Below are 18,538 nucleotides of genomic sequence, written 5' to 3' on the forward strand. Positions count from 1 at the left end.
CGTCCCCTGCAGCGGGGGCGGGCGATGAGCGCGGCTGCGCGCCCGATCGGGGTGTTCGATTCCGGCGTCGGCGGGCTCACCGTGGTGCGCGCGCTCATGGAGCGCCTGCCGCTCGAGGACATCGTCTACTTCGGCGACACCGCGCGCGTGCCCTACGGGGTGAAGTCGGTCGCCACGATCGAGCACTTCACCGCGCAGATCACCGAATTCCTGCTGCAGCGCGACGTCAAGATGCTGATCATCGCGTGCAACACCATGGCGGCGGTGGCGGCGGACGTGGTGCACCGGCTGGCCGCCGGCATCCCGGTGCTCGACGTCATCGAGGCCGGCGCGCGCGCCGCGGTGGCGGCCTCGCCGGGACGGCGCATCGGTGTCATTGGCACGCCGACCACGATCAACAGCAACGCCTACGCGCGCCGCATGCACGAACTCGATCCGGCGGTGCGGGTGTATTCCCAGGCCTGCCCGCTGTTCGTGCCGCTGGTCGAGGAAGGCTGGCTGGACCACGAGGTGACCCGCCTCACCGCGCAGGAATACCTGCGCCCGGTGCTCGCCGAGGAGGTCGACAGCCTCGTGCTGGGCTGCACCCATTACCCGCTGCTCAAGCCCCTGCTACGCGACGTCGCCGGGGCGCGCGTGCGCCTGATCGACTCGGCGCTGACCACCGCGGAGTTGGCCGCCGAGCGCCTGCAGCTGTCCGGGCTGGCGCGCGGTGGCGGGGGCGTCGCAGATTACCGCTTCGTGGTGAGCGACGTGCCGCTGCGCTTCCAGACCATCGGCGAGCGCTTTCTGGGGCGTTCGCTCGGTGCGGTGGAGAAGGTCGATTGGTAGTGCGTCGCTTGCGACGCGGGGAGGTCCGGGCCGCCCTGGGCGGCCCGCGCGCTTTCAGGCCGGGCCGCGTGCCATCGGCCGCGTGGGATCTGCGCACCACTCGCTCCACGAACCCGCATACAGGCGCGAGCCGGTCAGCCCGGCGGCCTCCATCGCGAGCAGGTTCACGCAGGCGGTGACGCCCGAGCCGCACTGGTGCACCACCTGGCGCGGCGTGTATGCGCCGAGCAGGCTGGCGAACTCTTCGCGCAGTACCGAGGCCTGCTTGAAGCAGCCGCGCGCGTCGAGGTTGTCGCGGAAGAAGCGGTTGCGTGCGCCGGGGATGTGCCCGCCCACCGGATCGAGCACCTCGTTCTCGCCGCGGAAGCGGTCGGGGCTGCGCGCATCGAGCAGCAGCATGTCGCGGCGGCCGAGATGTTGCTGCACGTACTGGGTATCGACCCGGTCCGGACGCAGCGCCAGCGTATAGGTCGCGGGGCGCGCACGCGGCGGCTCGTCGTCGAGCGCGAGCCCGGCCGCCATCCAGGCCTGCAGGCCGCCATCGAGTACCGCGACGCGATGATGGCCGAGCCAGCGCAGCATCCACCACAGGCGCGCGGCGAACATGCCGCCGGCGTCGTCGTAGGCGACCACCTGGCTATGGTTGCCCACGCCGCAGGCGGCGAGCCGGGCGGCGAGGCTGGCGGGATCGGGCAGGGGGTGACGGCCGTTGCGGCCGGTCTTCGGCCCCGACAACCCGGTCTCCAGGTCGATGAAAAAGGCCCCCGGCACGTGCGCGACGTCGTAGGCGCGCTGGCCGAAGACCGGATCGACGAGGTCGGCACGGCAGTCGAACACGACCCAGTCGGCGTCGCGCAGGTGCTGCGCGAGATCGATCGCACCGATCAGCGTCGCGTAGGAAGCGTTCACTGCGCGCTTCCCGTGGTCTCTGCGGTCGTTTCGGCGGCGAGCCAGGCGCGTGCCTCGTCCTCGTCGTCGAAGACCTTGACCTCGGCGGTGACGAAGAGCTGCGACACCCATGCGCTCCAGGTCAGCCACTGGTCTTCCGTGAGTACCGCGATGCGGCGGAAATCGCCCGCGTGCTGGCGCGAGAACTTGATCTCCTCCCACGCCACGTCGAGCGTGAAGCCCGCCATCTGGCGCAGGTCGAAGAGCAGGTCGACCGGTCCGCTGAACTGCACCCGGTAATTGACCACGTCTTCGAACTCCTTGTAGTCGGCGAGGGTGAATTCGCCGAAGACGACGAGCGAGACGAGTTTGTCGGTGCTCTCGGTGCTGATCATGGCAGCCTCCCTGGAGGTGATCGGAGATGCCCCCACTATAGTCCGCGCACCGGCGGGGCTCAATCCGTCGCGACGGCACGGGCCGGCAGCGGTGCCGGCTTCGGGGTGGCGAGCGAGACGCCGATCGCGCCGGCCACGATCAGGCCGACCGCGAGCCAGGACGAGGCCGGCATGAGTTCGTTCCACAGCAGCATGCCGAACACGCTGGCGAAGATCACGGTGGCGTAGCTCAGGTTGGCCGACACCACGGTGCGCCCGTAGCGGTAGGAGCGCGTCATCGCGAGCTGGGCGAGCCCACCGAAGAGGCCGACGCCGAGCAGCGTGGCGAGTTGCCCGGCATCGGGGCGGTGCAACTCGCCGGCGAGTGCCCACGCCAGGCCCATCGTCGAGGTCATCACCGAGAACCAGAACACCGTGCGAACTTCCGGCTCGCCGGCACGGCCGAGCTCGCGCAGGCTCACGTAGGCGAGGCTGGCCAGGGCACCCGAGCCCAGTCCGGCGAGCGCGCCCAGCCATTGCTCGGGCTGCAGCGTGGGGCGCAGCAGCAATACCACGCCGGCGAAGCCGGCGAGGATCGCGAGCACGGCGATGGCGCGCAGGCGCTCGCCGAAGAACAGCGCCAGCACCAGGGCGACGAAGAGCGGCGAGGTGTAGTTGAGCGTGACCGCGGTCGCCAGCGGCAGCAGGCCGATCGCGAAGAAGTAGCAGCCGAGCGCGATCGAGCCCGACACGCTGCGCGACAGGTGCATCTTCCAGTGCGGCGTCTTCAGGCCGATACCGCGGCTCGCCGCCAGTCCGACCATCATCAGCATGCTCACGAGCCCACGCCAGAACACGATCTCGCCGGTCGAGAACGCCCCCGAGGCGAGCTTCACGCACACGCCCATGCAGGCGAACAGGAAGCAGGAGACGATCATCCAGAAGGCGGGCATGGCGGTTGTTGCGCTGCAACGAAGGGGACTCCATTGAATCACATCGTGGCTTTCCCGGGTGGCGGCGGGGCGCGTCCGGCGCTAGGCTCGCGGTATCGCGGTCAGCCCCCGTGCGGAGTCGCCATGGCCTACCTGCTCGCCCTCGACCAGGGCACCACCAGCTCGCGCGCGATCGTGTTCGACGCCGATGGCCGCGTGCGCGGCCTCGCCCAGCAGGCATTCGCGCAGCACTTCCCTGCGCCCGACCGGGTCGAGCACGATCCCCAGGACATCCTGCGTACCCAGCTCGACTGCGCCCGCGAGGCGCTCGCCAATGCCGGCGTGGCCGCACGCGAGGTGGCGGCGATCGGCATCGCCAACCAGCGCGAGACCACCGTGCTGTGGGAGCGCGCCAGTGGACGCGCCCTCGCCCCCGCGATCGTCTGGCAGGACCGCCGCACCGCGGTAGAGTGCGAGCGCCTGCGCGCCGCGGGCTGCGCAGAGGACGTGCGCGCGCGCACCGGGCTGGAGCTCGATCCCTATTTCTCCGCCACCAAGCTCGCCTGGCTGCTCGACCACGTCCCCGATGCGCGCGTGCGCGCCGAGCGCGGCGAGCTCGCCTTCGGCACCATCGACAGCTGGCTGCTGTGGCATCTGAGCGGCGGCCGGCTGCACCTGACCGATGCGGGCAACGCCGCGCGCACGCTGCTCTTCAACCTCCACACGCTGGACTGGGATCCGGTGTTGCTCGAGCGCTTCCGCATCCCGCCCGTGCTGCTGCCGCGCGTGGTGGCGAGCAGCGGGGTGTGCGGCGAGACCGATCCGGCGCTGTTCGGTGCCGCGATCCCGATCGCCGGCATCGGCGGCGACCAGCAGGCGGCGACCTTCGGCCAGGCCTGCCTCGCCCCGGGCATGGCGAAGAACACCTACGGCACCGGCTGCTTCCTGCTCATGAACACCGGCCATGTGCCGGTGGCGTCCGCGCACCGGCTATTGACCACCGTGGGGTGGACCGGGGTGGATGCGGCGCCCAGCTACGCGCTCGAGGGCAGCGTGTTCATGGGCGGTGCGGTGGTGCAGTGGTTGCGTGACGGCCTCGGGCTGGTGAAGCGCGCGTCCGAGGTCGAGGCCTTGGCGGCGAGCGTGCCCGACAGCGGTGGGGTGGTGCTGGTGCCGGCCTTCACCGGGCTGGGCGCGCCGTACTGGGACCCGCACGCGCGCGGCACCCTGCTCGGCCTGTCGCGTGGCAGCGGTGCGGCGCACATCGCGCGTGCGGCACTGGAGGCGATCGCCATGCAGAGCGCCGACCTCGTCCAGGCGATGGCACGCGACGGCGCCGCGCCGCTCGCCGAGCTGCGCGTCGATGGCGGCGCCGCGGCCAACGACCTGCTGATGCAGATGCAGGCCGACCTGCTCGGCGTGCCGGTGCTGCGTCCGCGCCTGCTCGAGACCACCGCCTTCGGCGCCGCCTGCCTGGCTGCGCTTGGCTGCGGGCTGTGGAAGCGGCCGCAGGAGATCGCCACGCACTGGCAACTCGACCGCCGCTTCGAGCCACGCTGGCCGGCGGCACGGCGTGACGAGGCACGCGCCGTGTGGGTGCGCGCGGTCGAGCGTGCGCGGGCGTGGGCGCAGGACTGAGCGGCTCGCGCCGGTCGCGCTCATGGAATCCGTCCATCCGCACGCCCGTCGTCGGCTTCTCGCCCGCCTCGCCGACGCGCGCGCGGTCGACCTCGTCGTGGTCGGCGGCGGTGCCACCGGGCTGGGCTGCGCGCTCGACGCGGCGGCGCGTGGCCATTCGGTGCTGCTGGTGGAGGCGCGCGACTTCGCCGCCGGCACCAGCTCGCGCTCGACCAAGCTGATCCACGGCGGCGTGCGCTACCTCGCCCAGGGCCGCATCGGCCTGGTGCGCGAAGCCTTGCGCGAGCGCGGGCGCCTGCTGCGCAACGCGCCCGCGCTGGTGCATCCGCTGCGCTTCGTGGTGCCGGCGCGCAACCTGGCGGAGCGGCTCCTGCTGCGTCTCGGGCTCGGCGCCTACGACGCGCTCGCGGGTCGGGACGGGCTGGGCGGCTGCACGCTGCTCGACGCAGCCGGGCTGCATGCGGCGCTGCCCGGATTGCGCGAGGAGGGGCTGGGCGGCGGCGTGGCCTTCCGCGATGCCCAGTTCGACGACGCCGGCCTGGCGCTCGCGCTGGCGCGCACGGCGAGCGCCCACGGTGCGCTGCTGCTCAACCACTGCGCCGCGCACGAGCTGGTGGTGGAAGACGGTCGGCTGCGCGGCGTGGTGGTGCGCGAGGCCGAGGGTGGGCAAGCGCACCATGTCGCTGCGCGCGCGGTGATCAACGCCACCGGGGTGTGGGGCGACACGCTGCGCCGACGTGCCGATCCGGCCGCCCGCGCGCTGCTGCGCCCGAGCCAGGGCGTGCATCTGGTGGTCGACGCCGACTGTCTGCCCGGCAGCGACGCGCTGCTGGTGCCGCGCACCCCGGACGGACGCGTGCTGTTCATGATTCCCTGGTGCGGAAAGGTGCTGATCGGCACCACCGACACCCCGCGCGCCGATACGCCGGCGGAGCCCGAGCCGCTCGCGGGCGAGGTGGACGAGCTGCTGGCCGCCGCTGCGCGCTGGCTGCGTCGGCCGCCGGCGCGCGAGGCCGTGCGCAGCGTCTTCGTCGGCCTGCGGCCCTTGCTCGGCGAGGATGGAGGCGATGGTGCAAGCAGCCGGCTCTCGCGCGAGCACCGCGTCGAGGTCTCGGCGCAGGGCCTGGTCAGCGTGCTGGGCGGCAAATGGACCACCTATCGCGCCATGGCCGAGCAGGCGGTAGATGCGGCCGAGGTGGTAGGCGGGCTGGCGCGGCGGGCATCGCCGACCGCCTCGCTGGCGCTCGATTGCGGAGTGTGCGCGGGGGAGGCGGGCGAGGCGGACTTGCCGGGCGCGCCTCCGGGGCTTCCCCCCGGCGTGCTGCCCGGCGCCGCGGCGGTGCGGCGCGCGCTGCGCGAGGACTTCGCCCTTTCCGTCGAGGACGTGCTCGCGCGCCGCAGCCGCGCGCTTTTCCTCGATGCCGCGGCGGCCGCGGCGGTGGCGCCTGCTGTGGCCGACCTCCTCGCGGCGGAACTCGGCTGGAGCGCGCAGCGGCGCGCGGCCGAGCTCGCGACCTTCCGCGCGCTCGCCGCGCGCTACGGCACGCGCAGCCGCACGACCGCCTCCAGCCCGCCGTCGGGGTGATTGCGCAGCGTGACCTCGCCGCCCTGGGCATGCAGCAGGTTGCGCGTGATCGCCAGCCCGAGCCCGGTCCCACCGGTCTCGCGGTTGCGCGAGGCTTCGGTGCGGTAGAAGGGCTCGAACACCTTCTCGAGCTCGTCCTCCGCGAGGCCGGGGCCGTGGTCGCGGACGCGGATCTCGCAGTGCTCGCCCACGCAGGCCAGCGCCACCTCGACCTTGCCGCCGAACTTCACTGCGTTCTCGATGAGGTTCCACAGCGCGCGGCGCAGCGCCGAGGGGTTGCCGACGATGCGGCCCTGCGCTCCCTCGGGCACGCGCACGGTCCAGCCCATGTCGCGCGCATCCTCGGCGAGGGCCTGCAGCAGGGGGCCGAGCTCGATCGCCTGCGCCGGACTGCGTTCGTCCAGGCTGCGCGCGTAGGCGAGGCCTTCCTTCACCAGGCCCTGCATGGCGTCGAGGTCGGACTGGATGCGCGCGCGCAGGCCCTCGTCGTCGACCATTTCGGCGCGCAGGCGCAGGCGGGTGATCGGCGTCTGCAGGTCGTGGGAGATCGCTGCCAGGATGCGGGTACGCTCGGCGACGTGCTCGGCGACACGCTGCTGCATCTGGTTGAAGGCGGCGGCGGCCTGGGCGACCTCGGTGGGGCCGCGCGTGTCCATGGGTGCGCGCGTCGGGTCCTCGCCGAGCGCGCGCGCCGCCTCCGCCATGCGCGACAGCGGCCGGGTGGCGATGCGCACCGCGATCCAGGTGAGCAAGCCTACCCCCAGCACCAGCGCGGCGAGGGCGGCGAGGAAGGGGCCGCGCTGATGCGGCATGATCGGCGGCAACGGCGGGATGCCCGGCAGGCGGACCTGCAGCGGGGTGCCGTCGGCGAGCGCGAGCACGATCGCCAGGCCGGGGTGGGGGCGGTCGTCGCGCGGATGGGTGTACAGCGTGGCCGGGCGTTGCGGCATGGCCTCGCGCAACGCGGTCTGCAGCGGGTGGTCGTCGGCTAGCGGACGCAGGTGATCGTGCGGTGGGCGCAGCGCGAGGCGCAGGCGGCGGCGGCCGATCTCGTCGATCCAGCGCTCGCGCTCGGGCGGCGACATGCGGTCGAGCAGCTCGGCGACGCTGGCGATCTCCTGCGCCACGCCCTCGAACAGCGCACTGCGCCCGATGCGCTCGCGCTCGCCGAGGAAGAGCGCGAGGCTCACCGCCAGCACGAGTGTCATGCCGACCAGCCAGATCAGCATCAGGCGGGCGAACAGGCTGCGCGGCAGCGGCAGGCTCATCGCGCGCCGCTCCCGTCGGTGTCCGCGGTCTCGGCGACGACCTCGGCGGCGAGCACGTAGCCCTCGTTGCGCACGGTCTTGATGATCGCCGGTTCGCGCGCGTTGTCGCCGAGGCGCTGGCGCAGCCGGCTCACCAGCAGGTCGATCGAGCGATCGAACACGTCGGCCTCGCGTCCCTGGGTGAGTTCCATGAGCTGGTCGCGCGACAGCACCTTCTGCGGGTGCGACAGGAAGACCGCGAGCATGCGGTACTCGGCGCCGGAGAGCGCGACCACCGTGCCCTCGGCGTCGACCAGGTGGCGGTTGATCGTGTCCAGGCGCCAGTGCGCGAAGCGCAGCAGGCGCGCGTTGGCGGGCGGGGCGGCGTCGAGGTTGGGCGGCAACGCGCGGGTGCGGCGCAGCACCGCGCGGATGCGGGCGAAGAGCTCGCGCGGCACGAAGGGCTTGGCGAGGTAGTCGTCGGCACCCATCTCGAGGCCGATGATGCGGTCCATGTCCTCGCCGCGCGCGGTGAGCATCAGGATCGGGGTGTTGGCGTGCGGCCCGCCGCTCGCGCGCAGGTTGCGGCACAGGGTGAGTCCATCCTCGCCGGGCATCATCAGGTCGAGCACGATGAGGTCGATGCGGTGGGTCTCGAGCGCTGCCTTCATCTCGCGCCCGTCGGCCGCGGTGGTGCAGCGCAGTCCCTGCTTCTCGAGGTAGTCGGCAAGCAGCTGGCGGATGTCACGGTCGTCGTCGACGATGAGGATGTGGTCGGACGTATTCATGCGGTGTTCTCCATGGCCTGGATCATAAGGCGGGGTGGGTCCGGCTTTGTATCCCAGCGTATCTGCGGGCGCTGCCGAGACATCAGGCTGCAAACGCGTGCCGCGCGGACAAATCCGGCTTACATCGCGGTGTTCAAATGGCTCCGTCGCCCGAACGGACGGGCAACACGGACAAGCAACCCACAGGAGAGCCATCATGAAAAACTGGATCAAGACCTCGATCGCCGCCGCCATCATCGCCACCGGCGCCATCGGCAGCACCGCAGCGCTGGCCTGGGGCGGCCATTGCGACGGCCCGCGCGGCGGCAAGGCCGGCTGGTCGCAGATGGCGCCCGAGCAGATGAAGGCGAAGATGGCCGCGCGCGCCGAGCTGCACATGGCACGCCTCGAACTGGCGCTGGCCCTGGCGCCCGAGCAGAAGCCCGCCTTCGAGCGCTTCAAGGCCGACATGAAGTCGCGCGCCGAGCGCATGGGCAGCATGATGGCCGAGCGCCGCGCCGCCGAGCCGCCGAAGACGGCGATCGAGCGCATGCAGCGCATGGAGGAGATGAGCAAGCTGCGCCAGGCCGAGATGGGCGAGGCGCGCAAGTCGGTCGAGACCTTCTATGCGACGCTGAGCGATGCGCAGAAGACGGTGTTCGATGCGGAGTTCGAGAAGATGGGCCGCAAGGGCGAGCGCGGCATGAAGGGCGGCGGTCCGCGCGACGGTGGCAGCATGGGGCCGGGCCGCGGCTGACGCCTCGCCGCATCCGCGGCTTGTCTCGAGGTCCGGGGCCGTCCTTCGGGAGGGCCCCGGTGTATTCGGGCAGGCGCGGCGCAAGTCGCGATCGGGCGGTCCCGCACACTGCAGTCCCGCCCGGATCCTGCGTGGCTCTGCGGGAACTGCGGGTGCGATGACGCCAGATCGGTTTGCGGGTCATCGTCGAAAAACGAAAAAGGCCACCCCGCAGGGTGGCCTTCCGTCTCCTCCCCCGTTATGAGGGAAGCAGTCTCTTAGTGGAACTGCTCTTCTTCGGTCGAGCCCGTCAGCGCCTTGACCGAGGACGAGCCACCCTGGATCACGGTGGTGACGTCGTCGAAGTAGCCGGCGCCGACTTCCTGCTGGTGCGACACGAAGGTGTAGCCCTGCTCGCGAGCGGCGAATTCCGGTTCCTGCACCATCTCGGTGTAGTGCTTCATGCCTTCGCCGCGGGCGTAGGCGTGGGCGAACTTGAAGGTGTTGAACCAGTTGATGTGGATGCCGGCCAGGGTGATGAACTGGTACTTGTAGCCCAGCGCCGAGAGTTCGTCCTGGAACTTGGCGATGGTCTTGTCGTCCAGGTTCTTCTTCCAGTTGAAGGACGGCGAGCAGTTGTAGGACAGCAGCTTGCCGGGGTGGGCGGCATGCACGGCCTGGGCGAACTCGCGGGCGAAGCCCAGGTCCGGGGTACCGGTCTCGCACCACACCAGGTCGGCGTAGGGGGCGTAGGCGACGCCGCGGCTGATCGATTGCTCGAGGCCGTTCTTGACACGGTAGAAGCCTTCCTGGGTGCGCTCACCGGTAAGGAAGGGCTTGTCGTTGGCGTCGTGGTCGGAGGTGATGAGGTTGGCGGCTTCGGCGTCGGTGCGGGCCAGGATGATGGTCGGCACACCCATGACGTCGGCGGCGAAGCGGGCGGCGATCAGCTTCTCGCAGGCTTCCTGGGTCGGCACCAGCACCTTGCCGCCCATGTGGCCGCACTTCTTCACGGCAGCGAGCTGGTCTTCGAAATGCACACCGGCGGCGCCGGCGGCGATCATGTTCTTCATCAGCTCGAAGGCGTTCAGCACGCCGCCGAAACCGGCCTCGGCGTCGGCGACGATCGGCAGGAAGTAGTCGACGAATTCCTTGTCGCCCGGGTTGATGCCACGCGACCACTGGATCTCGTCGGCACGCTTGAAGGTGTTGTTGATGCGGCGAACCATGGTCGGGACCGAGTCGTAGGCGTACAGCGACTGGTCGGGATACATGGTCTCGGAGGTGTTGCCGTCGGCGGCGACCTGCCAGCCGGACAGATACACGGCTTCGAGACCGGCCTTGGCCTGCTGCATCGCCTGACCGGCGGTGATCGCGCCGAAGGCGTTCACATAGCCCTTCTTGGCGCCGCCATTGACACGCTCCCACAGCAGCTTGGCACCACGCTGGGCCAGGGTGTACTCGGGCTGCAGGCTGCCACGCAGGCGGACCACGTCGGCCGCGGAGTAGCCGCGCTTGATGCCTTTCCAACGGGGATTCTCGGCCCAGTCTTTTTCGAGGGCGGCGATTTGCTGTTCGCGGGTCAGGGTCATGATGCGTCCTTATGAATGCAGGAGGGGGTCAGGCATCGCGGCGGGTTCAGGCACCGGTCGCGGTGTTCCGGCTGCAGCGGTTTTCGAGGGAGAAAGGACACTGCAGATGGGAAGAGAGTATAGGAGGCATTCCGCGCAGCAGCAATATGTCTTATATAAGACATAAGAAAAAATCTTTTCTATCTAAAACAAAGGCTTGTTAAACGCGTTTTGTATCGTGAAAAGAAATGGAGCGCTGTGAAACGGAAAGGCGGCGTCGCTCTGCTGCATTGCACGCCCGGCGGTTCCGGTAGGCGCGAAGCGAGTCGCGATCCCTCCTCCGGGCGCTTGCGGTGCGTCGAGGGCCTCACATGGGCAGCGAAGCAAGCCCGGCGCCGCTCAGAGCAAGGGCTCCGCGCTTACGACCACGCCGTCCTCGTCGGCGTAGACGTGGTGGCCGGGCTGGAAGGTGACGCCGCCGAAGCCCACCGGGATGTCAACCTCGCCGACGTTGCGCTTGACGGTCTTCTTCGGGTGGGTGCCGAGGGCGAAGACGCCGAGGTCCATCTCGCCGATCGCCTTGGAGTCGCGGATGCAGCCGTACACGAGGATGCCGGCCCAGCCATTCTTCACCGCGAGTTCGGCGAGCTGGTCGCCGACCAGGGCGCAGCGCATCGAGGCGCCGCCGTCGATCACCAGCACGCGGCCATTCCCGGGTCCTTCCAGTGCCTTGCGGACGAAGGAGTTGTCCTCGAAGATCTTCAGCGTGGCGATCGGTCCACCGAAGGACGGGCGGCCGCCGTAGCTGGCGAACATGGGGGCGACGACGGCGAGCTTGTCCTCGTGCGCGTCGCAGAGGTCGGCGGTCTGGATGTTCATGCGGGCTCCTCGAGAAAGAAGTGTGGCGATGCGCCGGATGGTCGGCGCGGGAGCAGGCATGATAAACGACGTGGCCAGGGGGGACTCCGCCGGGCGGGTGGGGCGGCCATGAAAAACGGCATGCCGCGTTTCCGCCGGCATGCCGTCTTGCGAGGAAGGGGCGGAATCAGGCCGTGGCCGCTTCCGTCTCCTCGAACACCAGCTTCACCTTGTCGTCCTCGTCGAGGTCGATGGTCACCTTGCCGCCATTGACGAGCCGCCCGAACAACAACTCGTCGGCCAGTGCCGAGCGGATGGTGTCCTGGATCAGACGGGCCATCGGGCGCGCGCCCATCAGCGGATCGAAGCCCTTCTCGGCCAGCCAGGCCTTGAGCTCGTCGCTGAAGTGGGCCTCGACCTTCTTCTCGTGCAACTGGGCCTCGAGCTGCATCAGGAACTTGTCCACCACGCGCAGGATGACCTCGTTGTCGAGCGCCTTGAACGAGATCATCGCATCCAGCCGGTTGCGGAACTCCGGCGTGAACAGGCGCTTGATGTCGTCCATCTCGTCGCCCGGCTCGCGCTTGGCCGAGAAGCCGATCACCGACTTCTGCATCGCTTCGGCGCCCGCGTTGGTGGTCATGATGATGATCACGTTGCGGAAGTCCGCCTGGCGGCCGTTGTTGTCGGTCAGCGTGCCGTGGTCCATGACCTGCAGCAGGATGTTGTAGATGTCCGGATGTGCCTTCTCGATCTCGTCGAGCAGCAGCACGCTGTGCGGCTTCTTGGTGATCTGCTCGGTGAGCAGGCCGCCCTGGTCGAAGCCGACGTAGCCCGGGGGCGCGCCGATCAGGCGGCTGACTGCGTGCCGTTCCATGTATTCGGACATGTCGAAGCGCACCAGCTCGATGCCCAGCGTGTAGGCAAGCTGGCGGGCGACCTCGGTCTTTCCGACGCCGGTGGGGCCGGAGAACAGGAAGGAGCCGATCGGCTTCTGCGGGTTGCCGAGCCCGGAGCGCGACATCTTGATCGCCTTGGCAAGCGCCTCGATCGCGGCATTCTGGCCGAACACCACGTTCTTGAGATCGCGCTCGAGCGTCTTCAGCGCGGCCTTGTCGTCGTTGGACACGGTGCGCGGCGGGATGCGGGCGATCTTGGCAACGATCTCCTCGATCTCGTTCTTGCCGATGGTCTTCTTCTGTTTGGACTTGGGCAGGATGCGCTGCGCCGCCCCGGCCTCGTCGATGACGTCGATCGCCTTGTCGGGCAGGTGGCGGTCGTTGATGTACTTGGCCGACAGCTCCGCCGCGCTGGAGAGTGCAGAGCTGCTGTACTTGATGCCGTGGTGCTCCTCGAAGCGGCTCTTGAGCCCCTTGAGGATCTCGACGGTCTCGGCCACCGAGGGCTCCACCACGTCGATCTTCTGGAAGCGCCTCGAGAGCGCGTGGTCCTTCTCGAAAATCTGGCGAAACTCGTTGTAGGTGGTCGCGCCGATGCACTTCAACTGGCCCGAGGACAGCGCCGGCTTGAGCAGGTTGGACGCATCCAGCGTGCCGCCCGAGGCCGCACCGGCGCCGATCAGGGTGTGGATCTCGTCGATGAAGAGGATCGCGTTCGGGTTCTCGATGAGCTGCTTGAGCACGGCCTTGAGGCGCTGCTCGAAATCGCCGCGGTACTTGGTGCCGGCGAGCAGCGCACCCATGTCGAGCGCGAACACCTGCGCGTTCTCGAGGATCTCGGGCACGCGGCCCTCGACGATGCGACGCGCAAGGCCTTCGGCAATCGCGGTCTTGCCCACGCCGGCCTCGCCGACCAGCAGCGGGTTGTTCTTGCGCCGGCGGCACAGGGTCTGGATGACACGCTCGACCTCCTTCTCGCGGCCGATCAACGGGTCGATCTTGCCGACCAGCGCCTGCTGGTTGAGGTTCTGCGTGTAGCTCTCCAGCGCACCGCCGGAGGACTTCTCTTCCTGCTCCTGCTCGCCCTGCTCGGGTTCGCTGCGACCCTGCGGCGGGTTGCCCTGGGGCGGCGCCTTGGCGATGCCGTGGGAGATGAAGTTCACCACGTCGAGACGCGAGATGTTCTGCTTCTGCAGGTAATACACCGCGTGCGAGTCCTTCTCGCCGAAGATCGCCACCAGCACGTTTGCGCCGGTGACCTCCTTCTTGCCCGAGGACTGCACATGCAGGATCGCGCGCTGGATCACGCGCTGGAAGCCCAGCGTGGGCTGGGTGTCGATCTCGTCCGTGCCTTCGATGCGCGGGGTGTGTTCTTCGATGAAACCGGTCAGTTCGCGACGCAACTCGTCGATGTTGGCGGCACACGCCTTCAGCACCTGGGCGGCGGAAGGGTTGTCCAGCAGGGCAAGCAGAAGATGCTCCACGGTGATGAACTCGTGGCGCTTCTGCCGTGCCTCGACGAAAGCCATGTGCAGGCTGACTTCAAGCTCTTGCGCGATCATTCAATTTTCCTCCATCACGCATGCCAGCGGATGTTGATGCTGACGAGCAAACGAGGTGACCTGCTCCACCTTGGTCGTGGCGATGTCCCTGGGAAAGACGCCGCATACCCCCATGCCCTCTCTGTGGACTTGGAGCATGACTCGCGTGGCACGTTCGCGATCCATGCCGAAATATTTCTGCAGGACGACGATGACGAAATCCATCGGCGTGTAGTCGTCGTTCAACAGCATGACCTTGAAGAGCGGGGGCGGGCGCGTGCGCGTCCGCTTGGCTTCCAGGACCAGATCGTCTTGTTTTCGGGTGCCCATAAAATCATTCTAATGAAGTCGAAGCAGAGTGCAACACGCGCTTCGTGTGCGCGTCGAGTCCCGGGAAAACCCCATGCAGAGTGTGGTTTGGCGCGCACTGCCCGAAACAGGCTTCTTGCGCTGCGGCATGAACGCATCTCCGCGCCAGGCGCGAAATCGCGCTCGGGATGGGGGTGGGTCCGTGCGCATTCATGTTGCGCTGCGCGATCGAAACCGCGCGAAATCCCGTTGACGCTGCCGTGCCGAATGCGTAAAAAAGAAGGCGAGCGCCGGCTCGAGCCTGATCCCGAGGGGCTTCCGGAGGTGGTTTTGGTCCCTGTCAGCGCCCACACGACCGCGGTTTGCGAAGGCCGCGGTGTAACAAGCAACCTTGAAGGATCCAAGCAATATGGCAACTGGTACCGTGAAGTGGTTCAACGATTCCAAGGGTTTCGGTTTCATCACGCCGGATGATGGAAGTGAAGACCTGTTCGCACATTTCTCCGCCATCACGATGAGCGGTTTCAAGAGCCTGAAGGAAGGCGAGAAGGTCTCCTTCGACGTCACCCAGGGTCCCAAGGGCAAACAGGCCTCGAACATCCAGCGCGCGTGATTCCGCGGCGCATGTGATCGTGCCCGCCACTGCCGGTGGCGGGCGAAAAAACAGAAGGGCCATCGGATCTTCCGATGGCCCTTCCGGTTTTCTGGAGCTGCCGCGTTCTGCCGGGCGGTTGCGTGCAACCGCCGCGCCAAATCACTTCAGCTTCACTTCCTTGTACGGCACGTGCTTGCGCGCGACCGGGTCGTACTTGCTGAACTCGAGCTTCCCGGGTGTGGTGCGCTTGTTCTTCGAGGTGGTGTAGAAGTGACCCGTACCGGCGGTCGACTCCAGTTTGATCTTTTCGCGGATGCCCTTGGCCATGGCCTTCTCCGTTCAGTTCGGTTGCTTACAGCTTCTCGCCACGGGCGCGAAGCTCGGCAACGACGACGTCGATGCCTTTCTTGTCGATCGTGCGCAGACCCGCGTTGGACACGCGCAGGCGGATCCAGCGGTTCTCGCCTTCGCTCCAGAAGCGGCGGCTCTGCAGGTTGGGCAGGAAACGACGCTTGGTCTTGTTGTTGGCGTGGGAAACGTTATTTCCCACCATCGGTGCTTTACCGGTCACTTGGCAGACGCGAGCCATACGATGCTCCAGGGAATTCTGATTGCGGAAAACGTGCGAGGATAATGCAAGAAGCGCGGTCGAGGCAAGCCCCGCGTACCTTCGTCGTGTTCGCAGGGTGGAATGCCAGGCAGGGTCCGGGGCCGGAGCGGAAGGGCGGGCGGAACCTCAAAGCAGGCCGCGTTCGGCGAATGATACCGGATGACCGTGCGCCGGCACCACGAAATGATCGAGCACGCGCACGTCGACCAGGCCGAGAGCGTCCTTCAGCGCACGCGTGAGCAGCTCGTCGGCGGTGCTCGGCTCGGCGGCACCGGAGGGATGGTTGTGGGCGAGGATCACGGCCGCGGCGTTGCGCGCGAGGGCGAGCTTGACCACCTCGCGAGGATACACCGAGGTCTGCGTGAGCGTGCCGCGGAAGAGATCCACCGCCTCGATCAGGCAGTGGCGTGCGTCGAGCAGCAGCACGCAGAAGGTCTCGTGGGGCAGGTGTCCGAGGCGCAGGCGCAGCCAGTCGCGTACGACCTGGGGTGAATCGAACAGCGGGCGTGCAACCAGCGTCTCGGCGAGTGCCCGCCGCGACAGTTCCATGACCGCCTGCAGTTGGGCATACTTCGCCAGCCCCATGCCAGGTACCGCGGCGAACTCGTTCGCGTCGGCGCCGCACATGCGGGTCAGGGTGCCGAAGCGGGACAGCAGCGCGCGGGCGAGGTCGACCGCGCTCTGCCCGCGGATGCCCACGCGCAGGAAGATCGCCAGCAGCTCCGCGTCGGACAGCGCCGCGGCGCCGCGGGCGAGGAGCTTCTCGCGCGGACGTTCGTCCGCAGGCCAGTCGGTGATCGCCATCGCGTGTCCGCCTCCCTCGTCGTGGCCTGTCGGCCTATCCAGAATGCATCGATCCATCGCGGAGTATAGTTCATCGTCATGAGCATGTTGAGCAATCGCAAGATCGTCCTCGGGGTTGGCGGTGGCATCGCCGCGTACAAGTCGGCCGAGCTGGTGCGCCTGCTCGGCAAGGCCGGCGCCGAGGTACACGTGGTGCTGAGCGAGGGCGGGGCGCGCTTCGTGACCCCGGTGACCTACCAGGCGCTGTCGGGCAATCCGGTGTGGTCCGACCTGTGGGATGCGCGCATGCCCAACCACATGGCGCACATCGATCTCGGCCGCGACGCCGATGCCATCCTCGTCGCCCCGGCGACCGCAGATTTACTTGCCCGCCTCGCTCATGGCCACGCCGACGACCTGCTCAGCACGCTTTGCCTGGCGCGCGCCGTGCCGCTGATCGTCGCCCCGGCGATGAACCGCCAGATGTGGGAATCGCCGCCGACGCAGCGCAACGTCGCGCAGATCCGCGCCGACGGCGTCGCCGTGTTCGGTCCCGCGGCGGGCGACCAGGCCTGCGGCGAGGTCGGCATGGGGCGCATGCTCGAGGCGGAGGAGCTGCTCGAACGCCTCGAGGGCTTCTTCGTGCCCAAGCTGCTCGCCGGACGCAAGGTCGTGCTCACCGCCGGGCCGACCTTCGAGGCGCTCGATCCGGTGCGCGGCATCACCAACATCAGCTCGGGCAAGATGGGCTACGCGCTCGCGCGCGCCTGCGCCCAGGCGGGCGCGGAGGTGGTGCTGGTGAGCGGACCGGTGAGCCTGCCGGTGCCGGCCGAGGTGAGGCGCGTGAGCGTGACCAGCGCGCTGGAGATGCGTGACGCGGTGCTCCACGCGCTGCCGGGTGCGGACGTCTTCATCGGCGTGGCCGCGGTGGCCGATTACCGGCCGCTGGCGAGTGCCGAACACAAGCTGAAAAAGTCCGCCGATACCATGAACATCGCGCTGACCCCCAACCCGGACATCCTTGCCGAGGTGGCCGCACATGCCGACGCGCCTTTCTGCGTCGGTTTCGCCGCCGAGAGCCGCGACCTCGACGCCTACGCCGAGGGCAAGCGACGCAACAAGCGGCTGCCGATGCTGGTCGGCAACCTGGTCAGCGACGGCATGGGCGGCGACGACAACACCGTGATCCTCTACGACGACGCCGGCCGCCACCCGCTGCCGCGTGCGGCCAAGGCCGAGGTGGCGCGCGGCATCGTCGCCCACCTCGCCGGCCTGCTGCCGGCCCGCGGGCGCTGAGCGCAAACGCAACGACAGGCTGGGCCGGCACGCGCCGCCCGCCGGCAAGGAGAGCCGACATGCACCGAATCGACGTCAAGCTGCTCGACGAGCGCCTCAAGACCCATCCCCCCGCCTACGCCACGGAGGGCGCCGCGGGGCTCGACCTGCGCGCCTGTCTGCCCGGCCCGATCACCCTGCACCCGGGCGAGACCACGCTGGTGCCGAGCGGCCTCGCGATCCATCTTTCCGACCCGGGGCTGGCGGCGATGGTGCTGCCACGCTCCGGGCTCGGCCACAAGCACGGCATCGTTCTCGGCAACCTAATCGGGCTGATCGACTCCGACTACCAGGGGCAGATCTTCGTCTCGGTGTGGAACCGTGGGCGCGCGAGCTTCACCATCGAGCCGATGGAGCGCATCGCCCAGCTCGTGGTGGTGCCGGTGCTGCAGGTCGGCTTCAACTTCGTCGAGGGCTTCGAGCAGAGCTCGCGCGGGGCGGACGGCTTCGGCAGCACGGGCAAGCACTGATGCACGCAGGGATTCCTACCGGCGTCCATGTGCTGTGCCGGCGCGAGGGCCGCGTGCTGCTGATGCGCCGTGCCGGAACGGGTTTCTTCGACGGCCTCTTCAGCCTGCCCGGGGGACACGTGGAGCCGGGCGAGTCGGTGCGCGCGGCGGCGCGGCGCGAGCTGCGCGAGGAGACCGGGCTGGAGGTCGAGGAGGGCGAGCTGGCCTGGCTGGGTGTCGTCCATCGGCGCTCGGACACCAATCGCATCGACTTCTTCCTCGCCGCGGAGCGCTTCAGTGGCGAGCCCGCCATCCTCGAGCCGCACAAGTGCGATCGCCTCGAATGGCACGCGCCCGGGGCCCTGCCCGAGCGTACGGTCGAGTACGTGCGCGCCGCGCTCGCGGCCGGCCCGGCGCCGTGGATCCTGGAGCTCGGTTGGAAGGAGGCGGGCACCGCGTAGCCGCCACGCTGTGCGCAGGAGCGACGCCATGGCGAGTGTGGCGGCGGGTCTCGCGCCGGAGGACGTGCTCGCGCTCGGCGTCGATTTCGACCGGAAGCCCGCCAAGCCGCGCTCGACGCGCGACGGCGT

At 69.0% G+C, this 18,538-nt stretch carries 20 protein-coding genes; 8 read left to right on the forward strand and 12 right to left on the reverse strand.

The window, feature by feature from the left end; all coding sequences use genetic code 11:
• The first annotated feature begins 24 nt into the window (after positions 1-24).
• Entirely contained in the window at positions 25-831 is an 807-nt protein-coding gene (gene murI / locus ACZ5PP_RS18445; protein ID WP_004317050.1) for a glutamate racemase, read from the forward strand.
• A 54-nt stretch (positions 832-885) separates the two neighbouring features.
• Here murI and ACZ5PP_RS18450 read toward each other — a convergent pair whose 3' ends face one another.
• Genes ACZ5PP_RS18450 through ACZ5PP_RS18460 form a run of 3 tightly spaced genes read right to left on the reverse strand, consistent with a single transcriptional unit; the run spans position 886 to position 3,046 of the window.
• Positions 886-1,740, reverse strand: a complete 855-nt coding sequence (locus tag ACZ5PP_RS18450; RefSeq protein WP_004317051.1) for a sulfurtransferase — start codon at positions 1,738-1,740, stop codon at positions 886-888.
• Entirely contained in the window at positions 1,737-2,114 is a 378-nt protein-coding gene (locus tag ACZ5PP_RS18455) for a SpoIIAA family protein (RefSeq protein ID WP_004317053.1), read from the reverse strand. The genes ACZ5PP_RS18450 and ACZ5PP_RS18455 overlap by 4 nt, the downstream gene beginning before the upstream one ends.
• A gap of 59 nt (positions 2,115-2,173) precedes the next feature.
• Positions 2,174-3,046 carry a DMT family transporter gene (locus ACZ5PP_RS18460; RefSeq protein ID WP_464826435.1) on the reverse strand — a complete coding sequence of 291 codons (873 nt, stop codon included), beginning with the start codon at positions 3,044-3,046 and terminating at the stop codon, positions 2,174-2,176.
• A 123-nt stretch (positions 3,047-3,169) separates the two neighbouring features.
• Between ACZ5PP_RS18460 and glpK the strand changes: the two genes are divergently transcribed.
• Positions 3,170-4,663 (forward strand): glycerol kinase GlpK, encoded by a 1,494-nt coding sequence (glpK, locus tag ACZ5PP_RS18465; protein ID WP_273422127.1) that lies wholly within the window; start codon positions 3,170-3,172, stop codon positions 4,661-4,663.
• Positions 4,664-4,685: 22 nt separating this feature from the next.
• Positions 4,686-6,248 carry a glycerol-3-phosphate dehydrogenase/oxidase gene (locus ACZ5PP_RS18470; protein ID WP_012584935.1) on the forward strand — a complete coding sequence of 521 codons (1,563 nt, stop codon included), beginning with the start codon at positions 4,686-4,688 and terminating at the stop codon, positions 6,246-6,248.
• Here ACZ5PP_RS18470 and ACZ5PP_RS18475 read toward each other — a convergent pair.
• Positions 6,200-7,516, reverse strand: a complete 1,317-nt coding sequence (locus tag ACZ5PP_RS18475; RefSeq protein ID WP_004321262.1) for an ATP-binding protein — start codon at positions 7,514-7,516, stop codon at positions 6,200-6,202. The genes ACZ5PP_RS18470 and ACZ5PP_RS18475 overlap by 49 nt on opposite strands.
• On the reverse strand, positions 7,513-8,283 hold the full coding sequence (locus ACZ5PP_RS18480; RefSeq protein WP_004321260.1) for a response regulator: 771 nt from the start codon (positions 8,281-8,283) through the stop codon (positions 7,513-7,515). Before ACZ5PP_RS18480 ends, ACZ5PP_RS18475 begins: the two co-directional genes overlap by 4 nt.
• Positions 8,284-8,479: 196 nt before the next feature.
• On the opposite strand from ACZ5PP_RS18480, the gene ACZ5PP_RS18485 reads away from it, so the two are divergent.
• Positions 8,480-9,019 (forward strand): Spy/CpxP family protein refolding chaperone, encoded by a 540-nt coding sequence (locus ACZ5PP_RS18485; RefSeq protein ID WP_004321258.1) that lies wholly within the window; start codon positions 8,480-8,482, stop codon positions 9,017-9,019.
• A gap of 257 nt (positions 9,020-9,276) precedes the next feature.
• Here the strand turns inward: ACZ5PP_RS18485 and aceA are convergent, their stop codons facing one another.
• The 4 genes from aceA to clpS form a co-directional block, all read right to left on the reverse strand.
• Positions 9,277-10,590 (reverse strand): isocitrate lyase, encoded by a 1,314-nt coding sequence (aceA, locus tag ACZ5PP_RS18490; RefSeq protein WP_004321256.1) that lies wholly within the window; start codon positions 10,588-10,590, stop codon positions 9,277-9,279.
• 378 nt (positions 10,591-10,968) lie between these two features.
• The gene (rraA, locus tag ACZ5PP_RS18495; protein ID WP_004321254.1) at positions 10,969-11,448 is read right to left on the reverse strand and encodes a ribonuclease E activity regulator RraA; all 480 of its coding nucleotides are present in this window, start codon (positions 11,446-11,448) and stop codon (positions 10,969-10,971) included.
• Positions 11,449-11,614: 166 nt separating this feature from the next.
• The gene (gene clpA, locus ACZ5PP_RS18500; protein ID WP_273422134.1) at positions 11,615-13,888 is read right to left on the reverse strand and encodes an ATP-dependent Clp protease ATP-binding subunit ClpA; all 2,274 of its coding nucleotides are present in this window, start codon (positions 13,886-13,888) and stop codon (positions 11,615-11,617) included.
• Positions 13,889-14,197, reverse strand: coding sequence for an ATP-dependent Clp protease adapter ClpS (clpS, locus tag ACZ5PP_RS18505; protein ID WP_004321249.1), 309 nt, complete (start codon positions 14,195-14,197; stop codon positions 13,889-13,891).
• Positions 14,198-14,585: 388 nt separating this feature from the next.
• On the opposite strand from clpS, the gene ACZ5PP_RS18510 reads away from it, so the two are divergent.
• On the forward strand, positions 14,586-14,789 hold the full coding sequence (locus ACZ5PP_RS18510) for a cold-shock protein (protein WP_004321247.1): 204 nt from the start codon (positions 14,586-14,588) through the stop codon (positions 14,787-14,789).
• Between the two features lie 141 nt (positions 14,790-14,930).
• On the opposite strand, the gene rpmG is transcribed toward ACZ5PP_RS18510, so the two are convergent.
• From rpmG to radC, 3 genes are all read right to left on the reverse strand, one after another.
• Positions 14,931-15,098: a 50S ribosomal protein L33 gene (rpmG, locus tag ACZ5PP_RS18515; RefSeq protein ID WP_004321245.1), complete on the reverse strand. Its 168-nt coding sequence runs from the start codon at positions 15,096-15,098 to the stop codon at positions 14,931-14,933.
• A 25-nt stretch (positions 15,099-15,123) separates the two neighbouring features.
• Complete coding sequence (gene rpmB, locus ACZ5PP_RS18520; RefSeq protein WP_002924478.1) at positions 15,124-15,360, reverse strand: 50S ribosomal protein L28; 237 nt, start codon at positions 15,358-15,360, stop codon at positions 15,124-15,126.
• 147 nt (positions 15,361-15,507) lie between these two features.
• Entirely contained in the window at positions 15,508-16,185 is a 678-nt protein-coding gene (radC, locus tag ACZ5PP_RS18525) for a RadC family protein (RefSeq protein ID WP_004321243.1), read from the reverse strand.
• Positions 16,186-16,263: 78 nt separating this feature from the next.
• Here radC and coaBC point away from each other — a divergent pair, with 78 nt between their 5' ends.
• From coaBC to ACZ5PP_RS18540, 3 genes are read left to right on the forward strand one after another with little or no spacing between them, the layout of a single operon-like run.
• Positions 16,264-17,460, forward strand: coding sequence for a bifunctional phosphopantothenoylcysteine decarboxylase/phosphopantothenate--cysteine ligase CoaBC (gene coaBC, locus ACZ5PP_RS18530; RefSeq protein ID WP_464826436.1), 1,197 nt, complete (start codon positions 16,264-16,266; stop codon positions 17,458-17,460).
• A gap of 59 nt (positions 17,461-17,519) precedes the next feature.
• The gene (gene dut / locus ACZ5PP_RS18535) at positions 17,520-17,969 is read left to right on the forward strand and encodes a dUTP diphosphatase (protein WP_004310222.1); all 450 of its coding nucleotides are present in this window, start codon (positions 17,520-17,522) and stop codon (positions 17,967-17,969) included.
• On the forward strand, positions 17,969-18,409 hold the full coding sequence (locus tag ACZ5PP_RS18540; RefSeq protein WP_012584937.1) for an NUDIX hydrolase: 441 nt from the start codon (positions 17,969-17,971) through the stop codon (positions 18,407-18,409). Before dut ends, ACZ5PP_RS18540 begins: the two co-directional genes overlap by 1 nt.
• Positions 18,410-18,538 lie beyond the last annotated feature (129 nt).

It is taken from the genome of Thauera sp. DNT-1 (assembly GCF_055393985.1).

Bases quoted from the DNA above. Each gene is read 5' to 3' on its own strand.
- murI (WP_004317050.1), top strand. From the start codon at position 25: ATGAGCGCGGCTGCGCGCCCGATCGGGGTGTTCGATTCCGGCGTCGGC.
- ACZ5PP_RS18455 (WP_004317053.1), bottom strand. From the start codon at position 2,114: ATGATCAGCACCGAGAGCACCGACAAACTCGTCTCGCTCGTCGTCTTC.
- ACZ5PP_RS18460 (WP_464826435.1), bottom strand. From the start codon at position 3,046: ATGCCCGCCTTCTGGATGATCGTCTCCTGCTTCCTGTTCGCCTGCATG.
- glpK (WP_273422127.1), top strand. From the start codon at position 3,170: ATGGCCTACCTGCTCGCCCTCGACCAGGGCACCACCAGCTCGCGCGCG.
- ACZ5PP_RS18470 (WP_012584935.1), top strand. From the start codon at position 4,686: ATGGAATCCGTCCATCCGCACGCCCGTCGTCGGCTTCTCGCCCGCCTC.
- ACZ5PP_RS18475 (WP_004321262.1), bottom strand. From the start codon at position 7,516: ATGAGCCTGCCGCTGCCGCGCAGCCTGTTCGCCCGCCTGATGCTGATC.
- ACZ5PP_RS18480 (WP_004321260.1), bottom strand. From the start codon at position 8,283: ATGAATACGTCCGACCACATCCTCATCGTCGACGACGACCGTGACATC.
- ACZ5PP_RS18485 (WP_004321258.1), top strand. From the start codon at position 8,480: ATGAAAAACTGGATCAAGACCTCGATCGCCGCCGCCATCATCGCCACC.
- aceA (WP_004321256.1), bottom strand. From the start codon at position 10,590: ATGACCCTGACCCGCGAACAGCAAATCGCCGCCCTCGAAAAAGACTGG.
- rraA (WP_004321254.1), bottom strand. From the start codon at position 11,448: ATGAACATCCAGACCGCCGACCTCTGCGACGCGCACGAGGACAAGCTC.
- clpA (WP_273422134.1), bottom strand. From the start codon at position 13,888: ATGATCGCGCAAGAGCTTGAAGTCAGCCTGCACATGGCTTTCGTCGAG.
- clpS (WP_004321249.1), bottom strand. From the start codon at position 14,197: ATGGGCACCCGAAAACAAGACGATCTGGTCCTGGAAGCCAAGCGGACG.
- ACZ5PP_RS18510 (WP_004321247.1), top strand. From the start codon at position 14,586: ATGGCAACTGGTACCGTGAAGTGGTTCAACGATTCCAAGGGTTTCGGT.
- rpmG (WP_004321245.1), bottom strand. From the start codon at position 15,098: ATGGCCAAGGGCATCCGCGAAAAGATCAAACTGGAGTCGACCGCCGGT.
- rpmB (WP_002924478.1), bottom strand. From the start codon at position 15,360: ATGGCTCGCGTCTGCCAAGTGACCGGTAAAGCACCGATGGTGGGAAAT.
- radC (WP_004321243.1), bottom strand. From the start codon at position 16,185: ATGGCGATCACCGACTGGCCTGCGGACGAACGTCCGCGCGAGAAGCTC.
- coaBC (WP_464826436.1), top strand. From the start codon at position 16,264: ATGAGCATGTTGAGCAATCGCAAGATCGTCCTCGGGGTTGGCGGTGGC.
- dut (WP_004310222.1), top strand. From the start codon at position 17,520: ATGCACCGAATCGACGTCAAGCTGCTCGACGAGCGCCTCAAGACCCAT.
- ACZ5PP_RS18540 (WP_012584937.1), top strand. From the start codon at position 17,969: ATGCACGCAGGGATTCCTACCGGCGTCCATGTGCTGTGCCGGCGCGAG.